This window comes from Amycolatopsis sp. 505 (assembly GCF_031625235.1).
Taxonomy (GTDB): domain Bacteria; phylum Actinomycetota; class Actinomycetes; order Mycobacteriales; family Pseudonocardiaceae; genus Amycolatopsis.
This window is the reverse complement of record NZ_JACKQP010000006.1, coordinates 624,259-642,070: the sequence shown is the minus strand read 5'-3', so window position 1 is coordinate 642,070 and position 17,812 is coordinate 624,259. Positions and strand designations below refer to the sequence as shown.

Genomic DNA, 17,812 nt, shown 5'->3' with positions numbered 1-17,812 from the left:
CGAGGTGGTCGTCGATCTTGACGTAGAGTGCGGTCAGAAGGGTGTTCAGGTCAGTCGTCACAAACCGATCTTGAACACCCTTCGCCCATCTCCAGCCACCACCCAGGCTTACGCATTACTCGTCTAGCGCTCCCGCACCACGGCCGTCGGGACACCCGGCTCCCGGAGAGACTCCAGGCAGCTCACCGACAGCCACAGCAGCGACCCGCCGGCCAACACGTGGACGACGCTGGTGAGCGGGGTGTCCGGCAGCCGCGCCGCGATCGCCAGCACGGGCAAGGCGACGACGTACCCCACCGCCGGGACGCGCGGGTGGATCCCGGCGCGCAGCATGGCCACCCCGAACAGGACCGTGCCCGTGGCGAAGACCAGCGCACTGCCCAGCAGAGCGACCATCGTCGGGCCGTGGAGCGGTTGCTCGCCGAGGAAGAACAGCGTCAGGTTCAGCGTGAACGCCGCGCCACCGAACAGGCCGAGGCCGACGGCGTTCACCGTGTAGGCCACCGCGCCGAACGGGCCGGCCGCGGTGGCCTGCCGCAGGTGGAGCGCGGTGAGCAGCGGGACGGCGAACGCCGGGGACAGGCCGAGCACGATGCTCGTCGGCGCGCTCTCGCCGGCGAACGCCTCGATCGCGCCGGGGACGGCGATGGCGAGGCCGGCGAGCACGCCGCACCAGGCACCCAGTCTGGTCAGCATGGGGATTCTCCTTGGGACGTAACCGTTTTGCGTGAACGGTAGGAACCGCGACCGGCCCGGCGGAAGTGCCGGACGACCGGTGACCGGGTGGCCACCCGGCACGTGCCGTTCGGCCGGATCGGGCCCGGGAGGCGGCGAACGGCCGTAGGCTCGGGTGATGACGCGGATCGTGCCGTGGGTTTCCGGTGCCGTGTACGGGATCGTGCTGCTGGCCGGGCTGTACTACGTCCTCGCCGGCCTCAGCCCCGCGAACGGGCTCCGGCTCGCCGGGTTCGTCGCGGGGATCGGGGGCCTGTTCGCGCTGGACGCCGTCGAGCGGCGGGTGGCCCGCGGGCCCGCCGCCTTCCTCGTCGCGCGGCTGGTGCTGTTCTTCGCGGTCGCCGCGCTCGACGAGTCGGGGCTGTCGCGGGTGCTGTTCGTGCTGGTGCCGTTCGCCGCGTACCTGACGTTCGGGCGCACCGCCGGGCTCGTGCTCGGCGGGCTCTGCCTCGGGGTGCTCGCCGCCGGGTTCGCGCTGTGGGTGCCCGGCTGGTACACCGACACCGACGCCGTGTCCGACGTGCTCATGTTCTCCGTGGGCCTGGTGCTGGCCCTGGCGATGGCCGACGTCGCGGTCCGGGAGCGGCGGGCCGCGGCGCGGGTCGCCGAGCTTTCCGCCGCGGCCGAACGCAACCGGCTGGCCCGCGACATCCACGACAGCCTCGGCCACCACCTGACCGCCGTCTCCATCCAGCTGGAGAAGGCGGCCGCGTTCGCCGGTCGGGACCCGGACGTCGCCGAGCGGGCGCTGGCCGACGCGCGCCGCTCGGTGGGGCACGCGCTCGAGGACGTCCGGACCTCGGTCGGCACGCTGCGGTCCGGCGGGCGGTCCCTGGTCGGCGCGCTCACCGAGCTGGGCGTGGCACTCGACGTGCACGGCGAGGAACCCGGCCTCGACCCGGCGACCGTGACCACGCTCCACCGGGCCGCGCAGGAGGCGGTCACCAACGCCCGGCGGCACGGGCGTACCGGCCGGATCCGGGTTTCGGTGACCTTCGGCGCCGCCACCAGCCTGGTCGTCACCGACGACGGCCGCGGCTTCGACCCCGCCGCGTCCCGGTCCGGGTTCGGGCTGCTCGGCCTGCGGGAACGCGCCGCGCTCGTGGGTGGCACCGTGACGGTGGACAGCGAGCCGGGCCGCGGCACCCGGGTCACGGTGGTCGTGCCGTGAGCGTGCGGGTGCTCGTGGTCGACGACCAGCGGCTGGTCCGCGAGGGCATCGCCTCCCTGCTGGACATCCAGCCGGGGATCGCGGTGGTCGGCACGGCGGCCACCGGCCGGGAGGCGATCGAGCGGACCCTGGCGCTCGGCCCGGACGTGGTGCTGATGGACGTGCGCATGCCGGAGATGGACGGCGTCGACGCGGTCGCCGTGCTGCGCCGCCGCGCCCCGGACTGCCGGGTGGTGATGCTGACGACGTTCGACGACGAGGAGTACGTCGTACAGGCGCTGCGGGCCGGCGCGGCCGGCTACCTGCTGAAGGACCTCCCGGCCGCGGAGCTGGCCGAATCGGTCCGGCTGGCCCACGCCGGCGTCACCCAGCTCGATCGCGCGGCCGCCCGCCACGTCGCCGCGGCGCTGTCCGGGCACCCGGCGCCGCCGGAGGTCCTGACCGGCCGCGAGACGGAGGTGCTGCGCATGGTCGCGACCGGGGCGACGAACCGCGAGATCGCGGCCCGGCTGTTCCTCAGCGAGGGCACGGTGAAGAACCACATCTCCCGCATCCTCGGCCGGCTCGGCCTGCGCGACCGCACCCAGGCGGCCGTGTACGCCCGCGACCGGGGACTCATCTGATCGTGCTTTTCCGCAAAACTCAGTCTTTGGGCTGAGAAAAGCCGCCGGAAATCCCCGTTATTCACCTGAGGACAATGGGCGACGCAGCCGCGTAACGTCATTTCCGGCCACGGCGAAACGGGAGGTCCGACCATGAACGACGACCGGGAACCCGCAGTACCGGCAACACTGCGGAGCAAGGGCAGGTTCGGCGCGCTGCCGAAGATTGACGTCGTCGGGCTCACCATCGATCTCGCGGTGGCCACGGCGGTTCTCCTCCTGCTCGCCAAGACGACCGACGGCCGGCGGGACGAAGCCGCCTGACGCCGAAACCGGTCGTGAGTGGCAAAGCGGGTTCTGACCCGCTTTGCCACTCACGACCGGGTGCCGATCAGGTGAGCGCGAGCGCCACCTCGTCCGAACCGAGGATGCCCCGGCGGAGGTTCTGCACCCGCTCGGACGGCTCCAGGCCCAGTTCCCCGCGCAGCGCGTGCCGCAGGCGCTCGAAGACCTCCAGCGCTTCCACCCGGCGGTCCACGCGGTGCAGCGAGAACATCAGGTACTCGTGGAAGCGTTCGTGGTACGGGTGCTGGTGCACGAGCATCGACAGTTCACTGACCAGCTCCCGGTGCCGGCCCAGGCGCAGCTCGCTTTCGATCCGCAGTTCCCGGGCGGCCACCCGGCGTTGCTCCAGCCGGGTGATCTCCGATCTGAGCGGCAGCCCGTGGTCGATCTCCGGCAGCACCGGGCCGGTCCACAGCTTTTCCGCCCGCCGCAGCAGTTCGACGGCCTGCTCGTCGTCACCGCCGGCCGCGGCGCGCTCGCCCGCGGCGGCCAGGCCGAGGTATTCGTGGAGGTCGAAGGAGCAGTCCGCGAGCTGGAACCGGTATCCCTCGCTGCGCGTCACCAGCACCTCGGTGCGGACGTGGGCGGGCGGCAGGTGCAGCTCGCGGGCGAGCCGGCGGCGCAGGTTGAGGATGTAGGTCTGCAGCGCGGTGCGCGCCCGCCGGGGCGGCTCGGCCGGCCACAGTTCGTCGATCAGCTGGTGCACCGGGACGACGCGCCCGTAGTTGAACAGCAGAAGGGCGATCACTTCACGTTCTTTGGGTGCACTGGGCGCGGCTTCACTGCGATGTCGCCCCCGGATGGACAAGTTGCCCAGGATCGTGATGGTGGTGCGGTCCCCCATGTTTTCTCCTTCGCAGGAAAATGTTGTTCACATCGAATGCGGAAGAGTTGCCTTCCGAATTGCCGGACCCATTCGGAGCGCATCCCCGGAGCGCCCGTCCGTCAACAACCCCCGAACCCGTATTGTACACCGTCCACCTCCCACCAAACACGATTAATCGAAATTGGCGAATCCGCCGAAGACAGGGAAAACCGGTGGATTCGACCCAATCACCGAGCGGATCTCGTGGCGGGCGCCCCGATTCAACGCGGATTCGACCGGCCGGTGCCGAGCGTCACGGGGTGGGCATACGGATGGCGGAATGCCGGGCCGGCATTCCGCCATCCGGGTCAGTCCGCCGCCGACGGTGCGACACCCGGGGAAGCGGGCGAAAGGCGCACGAACGCCGAGACCCCGGCGGCGAGCAGGTCCGCGGCGGTCACCACGAGCCGGCTCATCGCGACGACCGCCACGACGGCGGACGTCGGCGGCCCGGCGAGCGCGGCGTTCAGCGCCAGCCCGAGCACGGCCTCCCGCGCCCCGAGCCCGGCGGGCAGCACGACCACCAGCACGCCGGCGACCGACGCGAGCGCGAACCCGCCGGCGAGCACCGCCGCCCCGGGCAGCCCGCCCGCCGGCAGCCCCTGCGTGAGCACCACCAGGTGCAACCCGGCGAGCAGCCACCCGGCCGCCATCAGCCCCAGCGCGCCGAAGACCGCGCGCGGTCCCGGGAGCGTCACGGTCTTTCCCGTGCGGCGCCGGACGATCGCGGCGGCCAGCCGGGTCAGCTGCGGGGCGCCGATGACCAGCAAGCCGCCCGCGAACACCGGCACGACCACCCACCACACCGGCTGGACCGCGGCCAGCGCGGGCACCGCCACCAAGCCGACCGCCAGGCCGGCGACCGTGGACACGAGCACGCTCGCGAGGAACGCGCTGGCCAGCAATCCGGGCGGTTCACGCAGCTTGCGCGCGAGATCGGCGTGCGCGACCGCGGGCCACAACCCCCCGGGCAGGTACCGGCCCAGCCCGGCGACGAAGTACACCTTCGCCGCGACCGGTGTCGCCAGCCGGCAGCCGAACGCCGTGAGCAGCGCCCGCCACCCCGCCATGCCCAGCCACGCGCCCGCCGCCGCGATCGCGACCGCGGCGGCGAACCGGCCCCAGCCCAGCGACGTCACGACTCCGATGACGTCGCCGCGGTGCGTGAACAGCTGGTACCCCAGGAAACCGAGCACCGCCACGTAGAGGCCGGCCCGCACCACGGCGAAGACCTTGCGCCGGGTCACCGCCCACCGGCCAGCGAGATCCGGGTCCGCTGCAGGTCGTGGTCCGACAGCCCGGCCGGGTCGTCGAACCGGTAGTCGTGCACGCGTACGCCCGGCGTGGTCAACGTCCAGTCCAGCCGCCACAGCGGCGCCGACGCCGGCCAGGAGCCCGGGTAGAGCGACGAGCTCGCCCGGCCGGCGTCCACGAGGGTGTCCCGCAGGCCGTCGAGGTCGCCCATCGCCGGGCTGGTGTTGAAGTCGCCCGCGACGAGCAGCGGGTTCGGGTTCGCGGCGACGTCCTCGGCGAGCCCGGCCAGCTGGGCCTTGCGCAGGCCGTCGCGCGTGTGGACGTAGCTGTAGAAGCCGTGGCTCAGCGGGTTGCGGGTGACGTCGACCTGCACCGGCAGGTGCACGTTGTAGACGGTCAGGACCGACGAACCCACCTGCAGGTCGGTCCGCAGCACCTTCGCGCTCTCGAACACGTCGGGGTAGGACGCCCCGTCGGGCAGGCCGCGGTCCGGGCCCACCCGCGGCTGGGCGAGCACCGGGTAGCGCGACAACGTCAGCAGCTCGCCCCGGGCCACGATGTGGTAGCCGGGGAACTCCGCGCGCAGCCGGGCCAGGTCGTCCGCGTCCCGGGCGCCGTCGGTCCCGACCTGGTCGACGTATTCCTGCAGCAGGTAGACGTCGGCGGGGTGGGCGTGCAGGTAGGCGTAGAACCGGGCCGGGTCGTCGGTCTGGTCCCAGTACTCGGTGTTCCAGGCGACGACGGTGGGAGCGCCGGCCGGCGCCGCGTCTTCGCCGCCGCCGATCGCCGCCACGTTGACCCCGCTGCGGCCCGCGCCGGCCACCAGCGCGGCCACGGCCAGCACCAGCACCAGCCGGAACGCCGTCTTCGGCACCCGCCGCCGCAGCAGCCGCGGCACCGCGAGGGCGAGCGCGACCAGCGCCGGGCAGACCAGGAAAGCGAGCGGTGGCAGCAGGCCGGGCAGCAGCCACACCCACCCCTCGCCGGTGAACAGCACGTAGGCCACGGTGAACAGCAGCCAGGCCACGGCGAGCCCGACCAGCACCCGGGTCGCGGCGCACCACCGGGCCGGCCGCGGCGGGAGCGGCTGTTCCGGCTCTTCCAGGGTCTCGGCCGTCATGCCGGTGCCTCGTCGTAGATCCGCCGGAACCGCGGGGACAGCACCCACTGCGCCGCGCCGGTCAGCACCCCGGCCGCGATGGCGACGTTGGAGACCAGGTTGGTGCCGACGAAGAAGAGCCCGAAGCCGAGGCCGCGGCGGCGCGCGACGAACCGGTACATCGCCCCGTCGGCGGCGATCGACCCCAGCAGCAGGCCGGCCGGCACGACCGTCCACAGTGGTCCGGCGAGCACCGGCAGCGGCAGGGTCAGGACCGCGCCCAGCGCGGCCAGGCTGCCGGCCGCGCGGGCGGGCGACTCCGGTCCCTTGCCGAGCTTCTGGCCGCCCGCGAACAGCGGCACCCGCAGCAGCGACCGGGTGAACACCTTGCTCAACAGCACCTTCAGCTTGTCGTCGTGGTCGTGCCGGCCGCGCACCGCGGAGGTGAGCCGGAGTTCGTAGTCCCGGCCCAGCCGGGCACCGTAGTCGGCGTCCTCGGTGTGCCGCAACTTCGCGTTGAACGGCCCGACCGTGGCGAACACCTCGGCCCGCATGGCCATCATCGCCGGGTAGATCCCGGAGATCGGGCCCTCGCAGGCGACCTGGACGTAGTGCAGCTGGAGGCTGCGGTAGCGTTCGACCGCGCCGTCGTCGATCAGCGGGTCGGCGTCGTAGATGCCGCACACCGCGCCGATCCGCTCGTCGGACCGCAGCAGGGTGACCGCGTTCAGGACCGCGTCCGGCGCGAGGCCGACGTCGGAGTCGAGGAAGAAGAACACCTCCCCGGTCGCGGCTTCCGCGCCGACGTTCCGGGCACCGGCGCAGCCCATGTTGACCGGCGTGTGCACCACCTTGGCGCCGAAGGACTGCGCCACCGCGACCGAGTCGTCGGTGCTGCCGTCGTCGACGACGATCACCTCCAGGCGCGGGTACGCCTGCTCGGCCAGCGCGGCCAGGCAGAGCCGCAGGGAGCGTTCGTAGTTGTAGTTGGGGATGATCACCGATACCAGCGGGGTCCGCTCGATCATGGGAGTTCTCCGTCGATCCGTCCGGGGTGGGCGTGCGTGGCGAGCACGTCAGAACAGGGCCTTCACCAGGCTCAGCGCGCCCTGGTTCCACGGGTCGCGCGAGGTGCGGCCGGTGTCGGCGGACGGCTTGCGGGACGGCCGGCGCTGGGTGCACCACCAGCGGTAGGTGTCCAGGATGGCCTGCCGGTTGGACACCCGCGGGACGAACCCGAGGTGCTCGCGGGCCTTGTCGATGCTGACGTAGGAGTCGGCCATCAGCTTGTGCAGCAACCGGCCGTAGACCGGCGACATCTTGTACCGCTGCAGCGTCCGGAGCACGGCCAGCGCCGGCCGGGCCGGCAGCGACACGACCCGCTTGCCGTGGCCGGCCGCGTCGAGCACGCACTGGAAGTCCTCGCGGATCGTGCCGAAGTCGGCGGCGCCGAGGTTGTAGGTGTCGTTGGCGACCGCCGCGTCCGCGCCGAGGGTCGTGACGACCGCGTCGACGAGGTCGTCGACGCCGAACATCTGGATCCGCACGTCGCCGCGGCCGAGGACGGGGAAGTTGTGGCCTTCGGCGGCCCACTCGAAGAGCATGGCGAACAGGCCCATCCGGCCCGGCCCGAGGAACGTCTTGGGCCGCAGCATCGCCACGCACAGCCCGTCGCCGCGGAAGGATTCGCAGACCTCCTCGGCCGCCGCCTTGGCCCGGCTGTAGGAATCGACCGGGCGCCGCGGGTACGACTCGGGGGTCGGGACGACGTCCGGCAGGCCGTAGACCGCGGTCGAGGAGATGTGCACCACCCGCGGCACCGCGCGGTCCCGGCTCGCCCGCAGCACGTTGCGGGTGCCGTCGACGATGACCGAGCGGATCTCGTCGTCGCGGTAGCTGGGCAGCGCGGCCGCGCAGTGCACGACGGCGTCGACGCCGGCGACGGTCCGGTCGAGCAGCGCGGGATCGCGGATGTCGCCGCGGACCTCGGTGACCCCGGCCCGGGGTTCCCGCGGCGGGTTGAGGTCCAGGCCGACGACCTCGGCGCCGTCGGCCCGCAGCCGCCGGACGAGGTTGCCGCCCAGCATCCCGCTGCTGCCGGTGACCAGGACCCGGGTCACCACTGGGCCCTCACGCGGTCCTTGACGAACTTGCCGAGCAGCCGCGGCAGGCCCTTGGCGAGGGTCTTGCCCAGCGCGTCGAGGAACAGCTCGATCTCCTCGCGGCCGACCACCAGCGACGGCGCGACCACCAGCGGCGTGTCGCCGTTGGGGCTGAAGTACGTCAGGATCCCGTGCTCGCGGTAGAGCTCGCTGATCACCGCGCTGGTCACGAGCTTCGTGCGGAACTTCGGGTCCTTGGCGAACCCGGACGGCGCGAGCCGGGCGGCCATGCTGAGGATGGCGGGCCCGTTGTCGAGGAAGACGCCGAACAGCGAGCCGGTGCCGGTCACCCGGGTGATCGTGTCGGGGAACTCCTTCTGCAGCCGTTCCAGGCCGGTGCCGAGCACCGCTTCGATCTCCCGCGCCCGGCGCGGGAAGTCCTCCTCCACCACGATGTTGACGGCCTCGATGGCGGTCGCGGTCTCTTCGCCGAAGCCGTAGTAGGTGGTGGTGTGCAGGATGACGTCGCCGAGCCGGTCGTAGGCCTGGCGGAACAGCGGCTCGCGCACGGTGTAGCCGGAGATCGACGCCTTGCCGCCGCCGAAGGACTTCGAGTAGGTGAGGATGTCGGGCACCAGGCCCTCGTGGCGCATGAAGTAGAAGAGGCTGCCGGTCTTGCCCCAGCCGGTGTAGATCTCGTCGAAGATCAGCACGATGTCTTCGGCGGTGCAGAGCTCGCGCAGTTCGCGCAGGGCTTCCTCGCTCCAGTGCCGCATGGTGGACGCGCTGAACGGCTCGACGAGGAGCGCGTAGACGTCGGAGGTCCCGTCGGCCCGGCGGTGCGTGGCCACCAGTTCGCGCACGGCTTCGACGTCACCGAACGGGTAGGAGACGTTCGGGATGCCGGGGAACTCGAAACTGTTCTCCCGGGAGCCGGTCAGGCTTCCGGTGGCCAGCAGCTTGCCGTGGAAGCTGATGTCCGAGCGCAGGATCGTGTTCCGCTTGCCCTCGTGGTACTTGTACGCGAGTTTGACCGCGCCTTCGTTGGCCTCGGCCCCGGAATTGGGGAAGTAGGAGATGTTCAGATCACCCGGCAGCACTTGCGCGACATTGTGGCTGAGCGCGGCGACATACGGCGAAAAGAACGCCTTGTGCACCTCCATCCGGCGCAGGTCCTGGAACCGCTTTCTCGCCGCGAGGATGCGCGGGTGGTTGTGGCCGTGGTTGAGGACACCGACCGCGCCGGTGAAGTCGAGGATGCGCTCGCCGTCCCGGGTCGTGATCCACACCCCGTCCGCGCTTTCCACGAGCCGTTTCCCGAATCCGAACGTCGACAGCAGCGAGACCTGGGACCGGCTCACGTGGTCCCGGTAAAGGCCCTGCAATTGCTTGACGGTGAGGGATTCGCATTCTTCGACGGAGATCAGGCTGGCCATCATGCTCCTCGTGACGATTTTCCGGCCGACTCCGATGAAAACTACGGCAGAGCCGTCACGCGCCGCTTCAGCCGACAGTCTGAGATGTCCCCTGTCTCGTTCTCCGCCAAACGAATGAGATGGCCGGACACCGAGGTGCCCGGCCATCGAAAACGCTTTCTCACGCCGACGTCAGCCGGGCGTCCCCCTGGTCGGCGAACCGTTGCACGGGCAGGTGCACGATGCCCGACCGGTAGGCCAGCGCGACCGCCTGCGTGCGGTCCCGGACCCGCAGCTTCTGCAGCAGGTGGTAGATGTGCGACTTGATCGTGCTGGTCTGCACGACCATGGCGGCCGCGATCTCGGCCGTCGTCATCCCCTGCGAGATGTACTGCAGGACGTCCCGTTCCCGCTGGGTGAGCTGGTCGAACACGGCCGGCCGCGGCCGGTCGCGCACGAGCGTGTCCAGCAGCTTCCCGGCGACCGCGGGTGGCAGGCTGGCGTGGCCGGCGGCAACCACGCGCACGGCGGCCGCCACTTCGTGCGCGCCACTCGAGCGGCACACGAACCCCCGCACGCGCGACGAGAGCAGCCGGGCGACGCGGTCGCCGTCCGCCGAGTCGCCGATCAGCAGCACCGGCACGGCGAGGTCGGTCAGCGTGGCTTCGTCGGCTCGGCCGAGCAGGTCGACGGCGAGGACGACGGCCGACGGCGACACCGCGCGCACCACGGCTCTGAGCGAGGCGAGCGACTCGACCTCCGCCGACACGTGCAGCGCCGGGTCCTGCTCCAGCTTCCGTCTCGTTTCGGCCCGGTTCAGCGGCCACTGCTCGGCCAGCAGCACCTCGGTCACCGGTTCCGCCGGGCGGTGTTCGCGCTCGAATCCCACTTCGCTCCCCAGTCGCACAAGTCCTGCTTCCGATGGCCGCCAGCGTGTGGACCGGCGCTCAAGGAAGGATCAAGGACCACTGCACGAGGCCGCCCTCGAACCCGGGAACCACGTGCGCCGGCCCCGCGCCGGAGAGCGACGCGGGGCCGATGGACGGGGTCAGCAGGAAACGGCGCCGTCGTACCGGGCGAGGCCGCTCCGCCACGATGTCATCCAGCCGCCGTTCGCCTCGAGTTTCGTGCACGGGCTGTCCGAGGCGAACGCCCAGAGGATCTTGGCGTGGATGACGTAGCTGCAGTTGTTGATCACCCAGGCGTCCTGCCCGGAGTGGTCGTAGTCGGCGCAGCCGGGCAGCGTCCCGGTCACCCCGAACGCGGCCACGACCTGCCCCGAGGACGCGTCACCGCCCGCGGTCGCGGCAGCTCCCGTCCCGGCCGTCGACACCATGATCCCGCCCGCCGCGGCGAGGACCCCCGCGGCCGAGGCGATCTTCTTCACCAGCATTGCTCCCCCTTTTTCTCGGTGATGGGACCGGCCCGACGCAGCCTGGCAGGGCCGGCCGTCCCGGAGAGGGAGTTTCGAACACGCTCGAAGCTGTCTTCGTCTTCCTCGCGTGATCGCTCACGGACCGCTCGGCAACGGCCCATAACGCGCCCGGGGCGCCTGGCTCACCCAAGCCCAGAACCGATCACCGTACGACCAGTGCCACCACCGAGCCGGGTAGTTCACCAACCCCGCCGCCACCAACGCGGGCACCAGCAACTCCCCCACCCGCCCCTGCGGCGGCCCGACCGGATCCGCACAACACGCCGGCACCGGCTTCACCACTTCGTCCACTTCGGACAGTGTGAGGTCCACGGCACCACCCGTCGGGTGCGGCGCGGCGGCGGACTCGGCCGGCGGGCAGGCGCACGCCGGGCCGGGGCACGGCCGATCGGGCGGGCGGTAGCCGGCGACGATGAGCAGGCGGACATCGCGGGGTAGGAGGCTCTGGGCCGTCACCAGGCGGTCGACCAGGCCGTAACGGAGGTACGCCGTCCCCGCCACCCGCAGCGGGGCCGACGTCCGGACGTCGACGAGCTCCTCGCCGCTGTCGCGGATCGGGATGCGGGCCAGGCGGGGGTCGGACAGCAGCACTTCTTCTGGGGGCACCGGCCCACCGTCGCCCACCCGGCTGCAGAAACCCTGGAATCGGATTACAGCGCCGTGAGCTCGCCGTATTCGCGGGACCCGTAGGCGCGGAACGTCTCGATCGCCTCGGCCAGCGCGGCCTTCGCCGCGGTGTGGTCGCCCCGGGCCTCTTCCAGCTGGGCGATGTCGCGCAGGGTGCGAGCGCCGAACAGGAACGCTTCCTGTTCGCGGAACGCCTCGAGCGCGCCGGTGAGCCAGCCGCCCGCCTCGGCGAACCGGCCGGCGGCCAGGTCCAGCTCGCCGAGGGTGCGCATGACCATCGCCTCGCCCCAGCGGTCCCCTTCCGCCCGGTGGGCGTCGAGCGCCGTCTCCAGTGGTTGCCTGGCCTCGGCCAGGCGGCCCATCCGGAGGTGGGTCTTGGCCAGCCCGCGCAGGCAGAACGACACCAGCTTGGGGTCGCCGAGCCGGCGGAACAGCGCCAGCGCGCGGGTGAACGTCTCCTCGGCCTCGGTGAGCCGGCCGCGGCCGAGGTGGGTCAGGCCGATCGTGCGCAGCGTCAGCGCTTCCCCGCGTTCGCTGCCGGCCCGGCGGTAGGCCGCCAAGGCCGCCGCCAGCGCGCGATCGGCGGCCGCGAAGTCGCCGCGTTCCAGGTGCACCGAGCCGGTCAGCCGCTCGCAGTGGCCGGTCGCGCGCTCGTCGTCCAGGCTCCGGCACACCGCGGCCGCCTGGGCCAGGAAGTGCCCCGCTTCGGGGAGGTAGCCCTGGTCGCGGCAGGCCAGCCCGAGCGCGGTCAGCGCGCCCGCCTCCCCCCGCGGGTCCTGCAGGTCGCGGAACCGCTCGACGGCGTCGGTGAAGGATCGGCGGGCGTCGGCGAAGCGGTCCTGCTCGTACCGGAGCTGGCCGAGCTGGGCCAGCAGGATCGCTTCGCCGCGGGTGTTGCCGGCCGCGCGGGCGGCGGCGAGCGCGGCGCCGTGCGCGCGGTCCCACAGGTCCAGGACGCTGTTGAGGGGATAGCTCGACGAGCAGAGCACCGACGCGATCGCGACGGCCGGCTCGTCGAGGCCCGCCTCGGCCGCCCGCTCCACGGCGAGCACCAGCGACGCCTGCTCGATGTCGAGCCAGCCGCGGGGATCGGTCAGCGCGGTGCCCAGCACCTCGGGGTCGACCGGGGCGGCTTCGGCCGTCGTCAGGGGAATCGCCCCGGACGTGACGTGGTCGGCGATGTGGTTGCGCAGCCGGTCGAGGACCGCGGTCCAGCCACCGGCCACGCGGGCGGTCGAGGCCACCAGGTCGGCGTGGGGCTCGTGCCGTTCGGCCTCCTCGCGCGCGTAGATGCGGACCAGGTCGTGCAGCCGGTAGCGGACCTGGCCGGTGTCGTCGACGAAGGTGTAGTCGACCAGGTGCGTGTCGACGAGGTGCTCGACGACCTGCTCGGCCGTGCCGAGGTCGGTGTCGAGCGCGGCCGCCACCACCCAGGACCGGAAGTCGGCCAGCCCCAGGTACCCGAGCCGGCGCAACGCGGTCCGGGCGGCCGGGTCCAGGTTCCGGACGCTCAGCTCGATGCTCGCGCGGATCTGCTGGTCACCGGCGCACAGCTCGGTGAGGCGGCGCCGCTCGTCGGTCAGCCGGGTCGCGAGCAGGCGTGCCGTCCACTGCCGGCGGGTGGCCAGCCGCGCGCCCGCGACCCGGACCGCGAGCGGCAGGTTGCCGCAGCAGGCCACGATGTCCGCGGCGGCCTCGGGTGCGGCGTCGATCCGGTCGGCCCCGGCGATGCGGGACAGCAGGGCGGTCGCCTCCCCCGCGGAGAGCAGGCCGACCTCGACGAGGTGCGCGCCGGCGAGGCCGCCCAGCCGGTGGCGCGAGGTCAGCAGGACCGAGCAGGTCCCGGACCCGGGCAGCAGCGGACGCACCTGCTGCTCGTTCGCGGCGTCGTCGAGGACGATCAGCACGCGGTGGCCGGCCAGCGCGGTGCGGTAGGCGTCCATGCGCTCGTCCGGGTCGTCCGGGATCGCGGTCCGGTGGGGCTGCAGGGCCCGCAGGAAGCGGCCGAGCACCTCGGTCGGTGACGCCGGGGTGCCGGTGGTGCCCCGCAGGTCGACGTGCAGCTGCCCGTCCGGGTAGGCCGCGGACACCCGGTGCGCCACGTGCACGGCCAGCGCCGACTTGCCGACCCCGCCCGGGCCGAGCAGGGCCGCGATCGCCGGGCCGCTCCGGCCGCCGGTCAGCACCCCGGTCAGCTCGCCGACCAGGTCGTCCCGGCCGGTGAAGTCGGCCGCGTCGGGCGGCAGCTGTTTCGGCACGGCCGCGCGCGGTTCGGCGGGGGACGGCGGGACGGGCTCGGGTCGAGCGGGCGGCACGGGCCGGGCGGGCGGCTCGGCGGGCGGGCCGAGCAGGTCCGGGTCCGACCGCAGGATGGCTTCGTGCAGCCGGGTCAGCTCCACGCCCGGTTCGATGCCCAGCTCGTCGATGAGGACCTCGCGGCCCTGCCGGAAGACGGCGAGGGCGTCGGCGGCCCGGTCGGCGCGGTACAGGGCGAGCATGAGCTGGCCGCGCAGCGACGCCCGGGTCGGGTGCTGCCCGACCAGCACGGTGAGCTCGCCGACCAGTTCGTCCGTGCGGCCCAGGGCCAGGTCGGCGGCGATGCGGGCTTCGATGACCGCGAGCCGCTGCTCGTCGAGGCGGGCGGCCTCGCCCGCCAGGATGCGGCTGCGCACCCCGCCGAGCGCGGGCCCGCGCCACAACGCGTCGGCGGCTCGGAAGGCGTTCGACGCCTCGCGGTACCGCCCGTCCGCCGCGGCGGAACGTCCATCCGCCGTGAAGGTCTCGAAGCGGTGCCGGTCGAGGCTCTCGGCGCCGAACCGCGCCAGGTAGCCCGGCGCCACGGTGCGGACGATCTCCGGGCCGGCGTCGCCGAGCGCCCGGCGCAGCGTGGACACGTAGGTCTGGATCAGCGCCCGCGCGGTGGGCGGCGGCTCGTCGTCCCAGATGATGTCGACGAGGCGGTCCGCGGCGATGACCCGCCCCGGCTCGAGCAGCAACGCGGCCAGCAACGTGCGGATCTTCGTGCCCCCCAAGGCCACCGCACCGGTCTCGCCGGCGGCCTCGACCGGACCGAGCAGCCGGAACTCCATCCCCGCCCCTGAATGTCTCCCCCGAGATGTCCTGGCGGACCCTACGCCCGGCGGCGACGCCAGAGAACCGCTGTATGGCGGTTCCCGGCGGATTTGCAGAGAACCTGCAGCACGAATCCCGACGCTGTGGCCATGACCAACAAGACGATCGCCCGGCTCACCGTCACCTTCGCCACCGCGGCACTGACCGCGGTCTCGATCGCCGTCCCGGGCACGGCGCACGCATCGGCCGTCAACGGCCCGATCTCGCGAGGCGAGGTCCTCGATCGGGCGCAGTACTGGGTGGACCAGGGCTACACCTACACCCAGACCGGCACCCACGTCCCCGGCCCGGACGGCGGGCAGACCTACCGCCGGGACTGCTCCGGGCTCGTTTCGATGACCTGGCACCTCAACACGAGCCTGATCACCAACGAATTCCTCAGTAGAGCCCAGAACGGCAACGGAATGCACGTCGTGGCGCGGGACGACCTGCGCCCCGGCGACGCGATGGTCCGCGACAGCGACGGCAGCGGCCCGGACGGCCACATGGAACTGTTCGCGTTCTGGAAGAACCAGGGCGACCACAGCCAGGGCGCCTACGTCTACTCCTTCAACTCCACCGGCCAGACCGTGCAGAACCCGTACAAGGTCAACAACAACGGCAACCTCGGGTTCGACTCCTGGTCCGAAGTCGCCTCCTACACGGCCATCCGCTACGACCGCATCGTCGACCAGTCCTCCGGCGCCAACGGGGTCGCCGCCGGCGACGTCACCGGGGACGGCCGGGCGGACCTCGTCGCCCGCAAGCCCGACGGGACGCTCTGGCTCTACGCCAACGGCGGCAGCAACACCGCGCCGTACAGCACCGGCAGCCTGATCGGCACCGGCTGGCAGGGCTTCGGCTGGTTCCTCGTCGGCGACGTCACCGGCGACGGCAAGGCCGACATCGTCGCCGCGAAATCCGACGGGACGCTGTGGCTGTACACCCACGGCGGCGACAACACTTCGCCGTACAGCACCGGAACCCTGATCGGCTCCGCGTGGCAGCAGTTCAGCCACGTCACCCTCGCCGACGTCACCGGAGACGGCCGAGCCGACCTGGTGGCGGCCAGGCCCGACGGCACCCTGTGGCTGTACACCAACGGCGGCAACAACACCTCGCCGTACAGCACCGGCAGCCAGATCGGCGTGGGCTGGGAGCAGTTCAGCTGGATCCTCGGCGGCGACGTCACCGGCGACCACCGGGCCGACATCGTGGCGGCCAAGCCCGACGGGACGCTGTGGCTCTACGTCAACGGCGGCAGCGACACCGCGCCCTACAGCACCGGAACCCAGATCGGCGTGGGCTGGGCCCAGTTCGACCGCATCCAGGTCGGCGACGTCACCGGTGACCACCGGGCCGACATCACCGCGTCCCGCCCCGACGGCACGCTGCTGCTCTACACCAACGGCGGCAGCGACACCGCGCCCTACAGCACCGGCAGCCAGATCGGCTCCGGCTGGCAGACCTTCGCCTGACCGGCCTCTCTCTCCACAGGAGCTCACCATGCGCAAGTACCTCTTGGCGGTGCTGGCCGGAGCAGTTCTCCTCGGGGGAACCGCGCCCGCGATCGCCGCGGAGACCACGGCCGCGGCTCTCCCGCCCGGCTACGGCATCAACGGCATCGACGTCTCCAGCCACGACCACTCCGGCGGCAAGACGGTCAACTGGGCCAACCAGAAGGCGGCCGGCGACGAGTTCGCGTTCGTCAAGGCGACCGAAGGCACCAGCTACACCAACCCGTACTTCGACCAGGACTACCACGGCGCCAAGAACGCCGGCCTCTACACCGGCGCCTACGCGTTCGCCCGCCCGGACCTCGGGAACCCGGTGGGCCAGGCGAACTACTTCGTCGACCACCTGCAGTGGGCGGCGGACGGCCGGACGCTGCCGCCCTTCCTCGACCTGGAGTGGCCGTACAGCTCGCTGAACCTGCCCGACTGCTACGGCCTCGGCCAGAGCGACATGCGGGCGTGGATCAGCTCGTTCCTCAACCAGGTCAAGGCCCGCATCGGCCGCACGCCGATGATCTACACGAACGTCAACTGGTGGAACCCGTGCACCGGCAACAGCACCGCGTTCTCCGCGTACCCGCTCGACATCGCCAGCTGCAACTCGTCGCCGCCGTCGGTGCCGGGCTGGGGTACCCGGTGGACGTTCTGGCAGTACGACATCGACGCCTGCGGCCGGGGCGCGGCCCACGACTCCAACGTCTTCAACGGCTCGCTGGCCCAGCTCGCCGCGCTCGCGGGCGGCTCGGGCGGCGGCGCGAACGGGGTCGCCGCCGGCGACGTCACCGGGGACGGCCGGTCGGATCTCGTGGCCCGCAAGCCCGACGGGACGCTCTCGCTTTACGCCAACGGCAGCAGCAACACCGCGCCATACAGCAGCGGCAGCCTGATCGGCACCGGCTGGGAGAGCTTCAGCTGGTTCCTCCCCGGCGACGTCACCGGCGACAGCCGGGCCGACATCGTCGCGGCCAAGCCCGACGGATCGCTGTGGTTGTACGCCAACGGAGGCAGCAACACCTCGCCGTACAGCACCGGAACGTTGATCGGTTCGGCGTGGCAGCAGTTCGGCCACGTCACCCTGGCCGACGTCACCGGAGACGGCCGCGCCGACCTGGTGGCAGCCAAACCGGACGGCACCCTCTGGCTGTACACCAACGGCGGCAACAATTCCTCGCCGTACAGCACCGGGAGCCAGATCGGCGTGGGCTGGGAGCAGTTCAACTGGATCCTCGGCGGCGACGTCACCGGCGACCACCGGGCCGACATCGTCGCCGCGAAACCCGACGGGACGCTCTGGCTGTACACCAACGGCGGCAGCAACACCGCGCCGTACAGCACCGGCAGCCAGATCGGCTCCGGCTGGGCCCAGTTCGACCGCATCCAGGTCGGCGACGTCACCGGCGACAGCCGGGCCGACATCACGGCGACCAAGCCCGACGGAACCCTCTGGCTCTACACCAACGGCGGCAGTGACACCGCGCCGTACAGCACCGGCAGCCAGATCGGCTCCGGCTGGCAGATCTTCGCCTGAGCCACCCCC

16 protein-coding genes are annotated in these 17,812 nt (G+C 72.2%); 5 read left to right on the top strand and 11 right to left on the bottom strand.

Going from position 1 to position 17,812, the window contains the following annotated elements; all coding sequences use genetic code 11:
• Window positions 1-123: 123 nt before the first annotated feature.
• Window positions 124-696 (bottom strand): hypothetical protein, encoded by a 573-nt coding sequence (locus tag H5965_RS25035; protein WP_310972663.1) that lies wholly within the window; start codon window positions 694-696, stop codon window positions 124-126.
• Window positions 697-853: 157 nt separating this feature from the next.
• Between H5965_RS25035 and H5965_RS25030 the strand changes: the two genes are divergently transcribed.
• The 3 genes from H5965_RS25030 to H5965_RS25020 all read left to right on the top strand — a co-directional run bounded on the left by H5965_RS25030 (window position 854) and on the right by H5965_RS25020 (window position 2,832).
• The gene (locus tag H5965_RS25030; protein WP_310972662.1) at window positions 854-1,906 is read left to right on the top strand and encodes a sensor histidine kinase; all 1,053 of its coding nucleotides are present in this window, start codon (window positions 854-856) and stop codon (window positions 1,904-1,906) included.
• Entirely contained in the window at window positions 1,903-2,529 is a 627-nt protein-coding gene (locus H5965_RS25025) for a response regulator transcription factor (RefSeq protein WP_310972661.1), read from the top strand. The genes H5965_RS25030 and H5965_RS25025 overlap by 4 nt, the downstream gene beginning before the upstream one ends.
• A gap of 132 nt (window positions 2,530-2,661) precedes the next feature.
• On the top strand, window positions 2,662-2,832 hold the full coding sequence (locus H5965_RS25020; protein WP_310972660.1) for a hypothetical protein: 171 nt from the start codon (window positions 2,662-2,664) through the stop codon (window positions 2,830-2,832).
• 67 nt (window positions 2,833-2,899) lie between these two features.
• Here the strand turns inward: H5965_RS25020 and H5965_RS25015 are convergent, their stop codons facing one another.
• The 10 genes from H5965_RS25015 to H5965_RS24970 form a co-directional block, all read right to left on the bottom strand.
• Complete coding sequence (locus H5965_RS25015; protein ID WP_310972659.1) at window positions 2,900-3,697, bottom strand: AfsR/SARP family transcriptional regulator; 798 nt, start codon at window positions 3,695-3,697, stop codon at window positions 2,900-2,902.
• A gap of 329 nt (window positions 3,698-4,026) precedes the next feature.
• Entirely contained in the window at window positions 4,027-4,965 is a 939-nt protein-coding gene (locus H5965_RS25010) for a hypothetical protein (protein WP_310972658.1), read from the bottom strand.
• Window positions 4,962-6,092: an endonuclease/exonuclease/phosphatase family protein gene (locus tag H5965_RS25005; protein ID WP_310972657.1), complete on the bottom strand. Its 1,131-nt coding sequence runs from the start codon at window positions 6,090-6,092 to the stop codon at window positions 4,962-4,964. Before H5965_RS25005 ends, H5965_RS25010 begins: the two co-directional genes overlap by 4 nt.
• Entirely contained in the window at window positions 6,089-7,099 is a 1,011-nt protein-coding gene (locus H5965_RS25000; RefSeq protein WP_310972656.1) for a glycosyltransferase family 2 protein, read from the bottom strand. Before H5965_RS25000 ends, H5965_RS25005 begins: the two co-directional genes overlap by 4 nt.
• Window positions 7,100-7,147: 48 nt before the next feature.
• The gene (locus H5965_RS24995; RefSeq protein ID WP_310972655.1) at window positions 7,148-8,191 is read right to left on the bottom strand and encodes an NAD-dependent epimerase/dehydratase family protein; all 1,044 of its coding nucleotides are present in this window, start codon (window positions 8,189-8,191) and stop codon (window positions 7,148-7,150) included.
• Entirely contained in the window at window positions 8,188-9,609 is a 1,422-nt protein-coding gene (locus tag H5965_RS24990) for an aminotransferase class III-fold pyridoxal phosphate-dependent enzyme (RefSeq protein WP_310972654.1), read from the bottom strand. Before H5965_RS24990 ends, H5965_RS24995 begins: the two co-directional genes overlap by 4 nt.
• 160 nt (window positions 9,610-9,769) lie before the next feature.
• Window positions 9,770-10,477, bottom strand: coding sequence for a response regulator transcription factor (locus H5965_RS24985; protein WP_310972653.1), 708 nt, complete (start codon window positions 10,475-10,477; stop codon window positions 9,770-9,772).
• Between the two features lie 159 nt (window positions 10,478-10,636).
• Complete coding sequence (locus H5965_RS24980; RefSeq protein ID WP_310972652.1) at window positions 10,637-10,981, bottom strand: hypothetical protein; 345 nt, start codon at window positions 10,979-10,981, stop codon at window positions 10,637-10,639.
• Between the two features lie 117 nt (window positions 10,982-11,098).
• Window positions 11,099-11,629, bottom strand: coding sequence for a hypothetical protein (locus H5965_RS24975; protein WP_310972651.1), 531 nt, complete (start codon window positions 11,627-11,629; stop codon window positions 11,099-11,101).
• 44 nt (window positions 11,630-11,673) lie between these two features.
• Window positions 11,674-14,739 carry a BTAD domain-containing putative transcriptional regulator gene (locus H5965_RS24970; RefSeq protein WP_310972650.1) on the bottom strand — a complete coding sequence of 1,022 codons (3,066 nt, stop codon included), beginning with the start codon at window positions 14,737-14,739 and terminating at the stop codon, window positions 11,674-11,676.
• A gap of 132 nt (window positions 14,740-14,871) precedes the next feature.
• Between H5965_RS24970 and H5965_RS24965 the strand changes: the two genes are divergently transcribed.
• A complete protein-coding gene (locus H5965_RS24965) occupies window positions 14,872-16,239 on the top strand; it encodes a VCBS repeat-containing protein (RefSeq protein ID WP_310972649.1) in 1,368 nt (455 codons plus the stop codon).
• A gap of 28 nt (window positions 16,240-16,267) precedes the next feature.
• Window positions 16,268-17,803, top strand: coding sequence for a GH25 family lysozyme (locus H5965_RS24960; RefSeq protein WP_310972648.1), 1,536 nt, complete (start codon window positions 16,268-16,270; stop codon window positions 17,801-17,803).
• The last annotated feature ends 9 nt before the right edge of the window (window positions 17,804-17,812 follow it).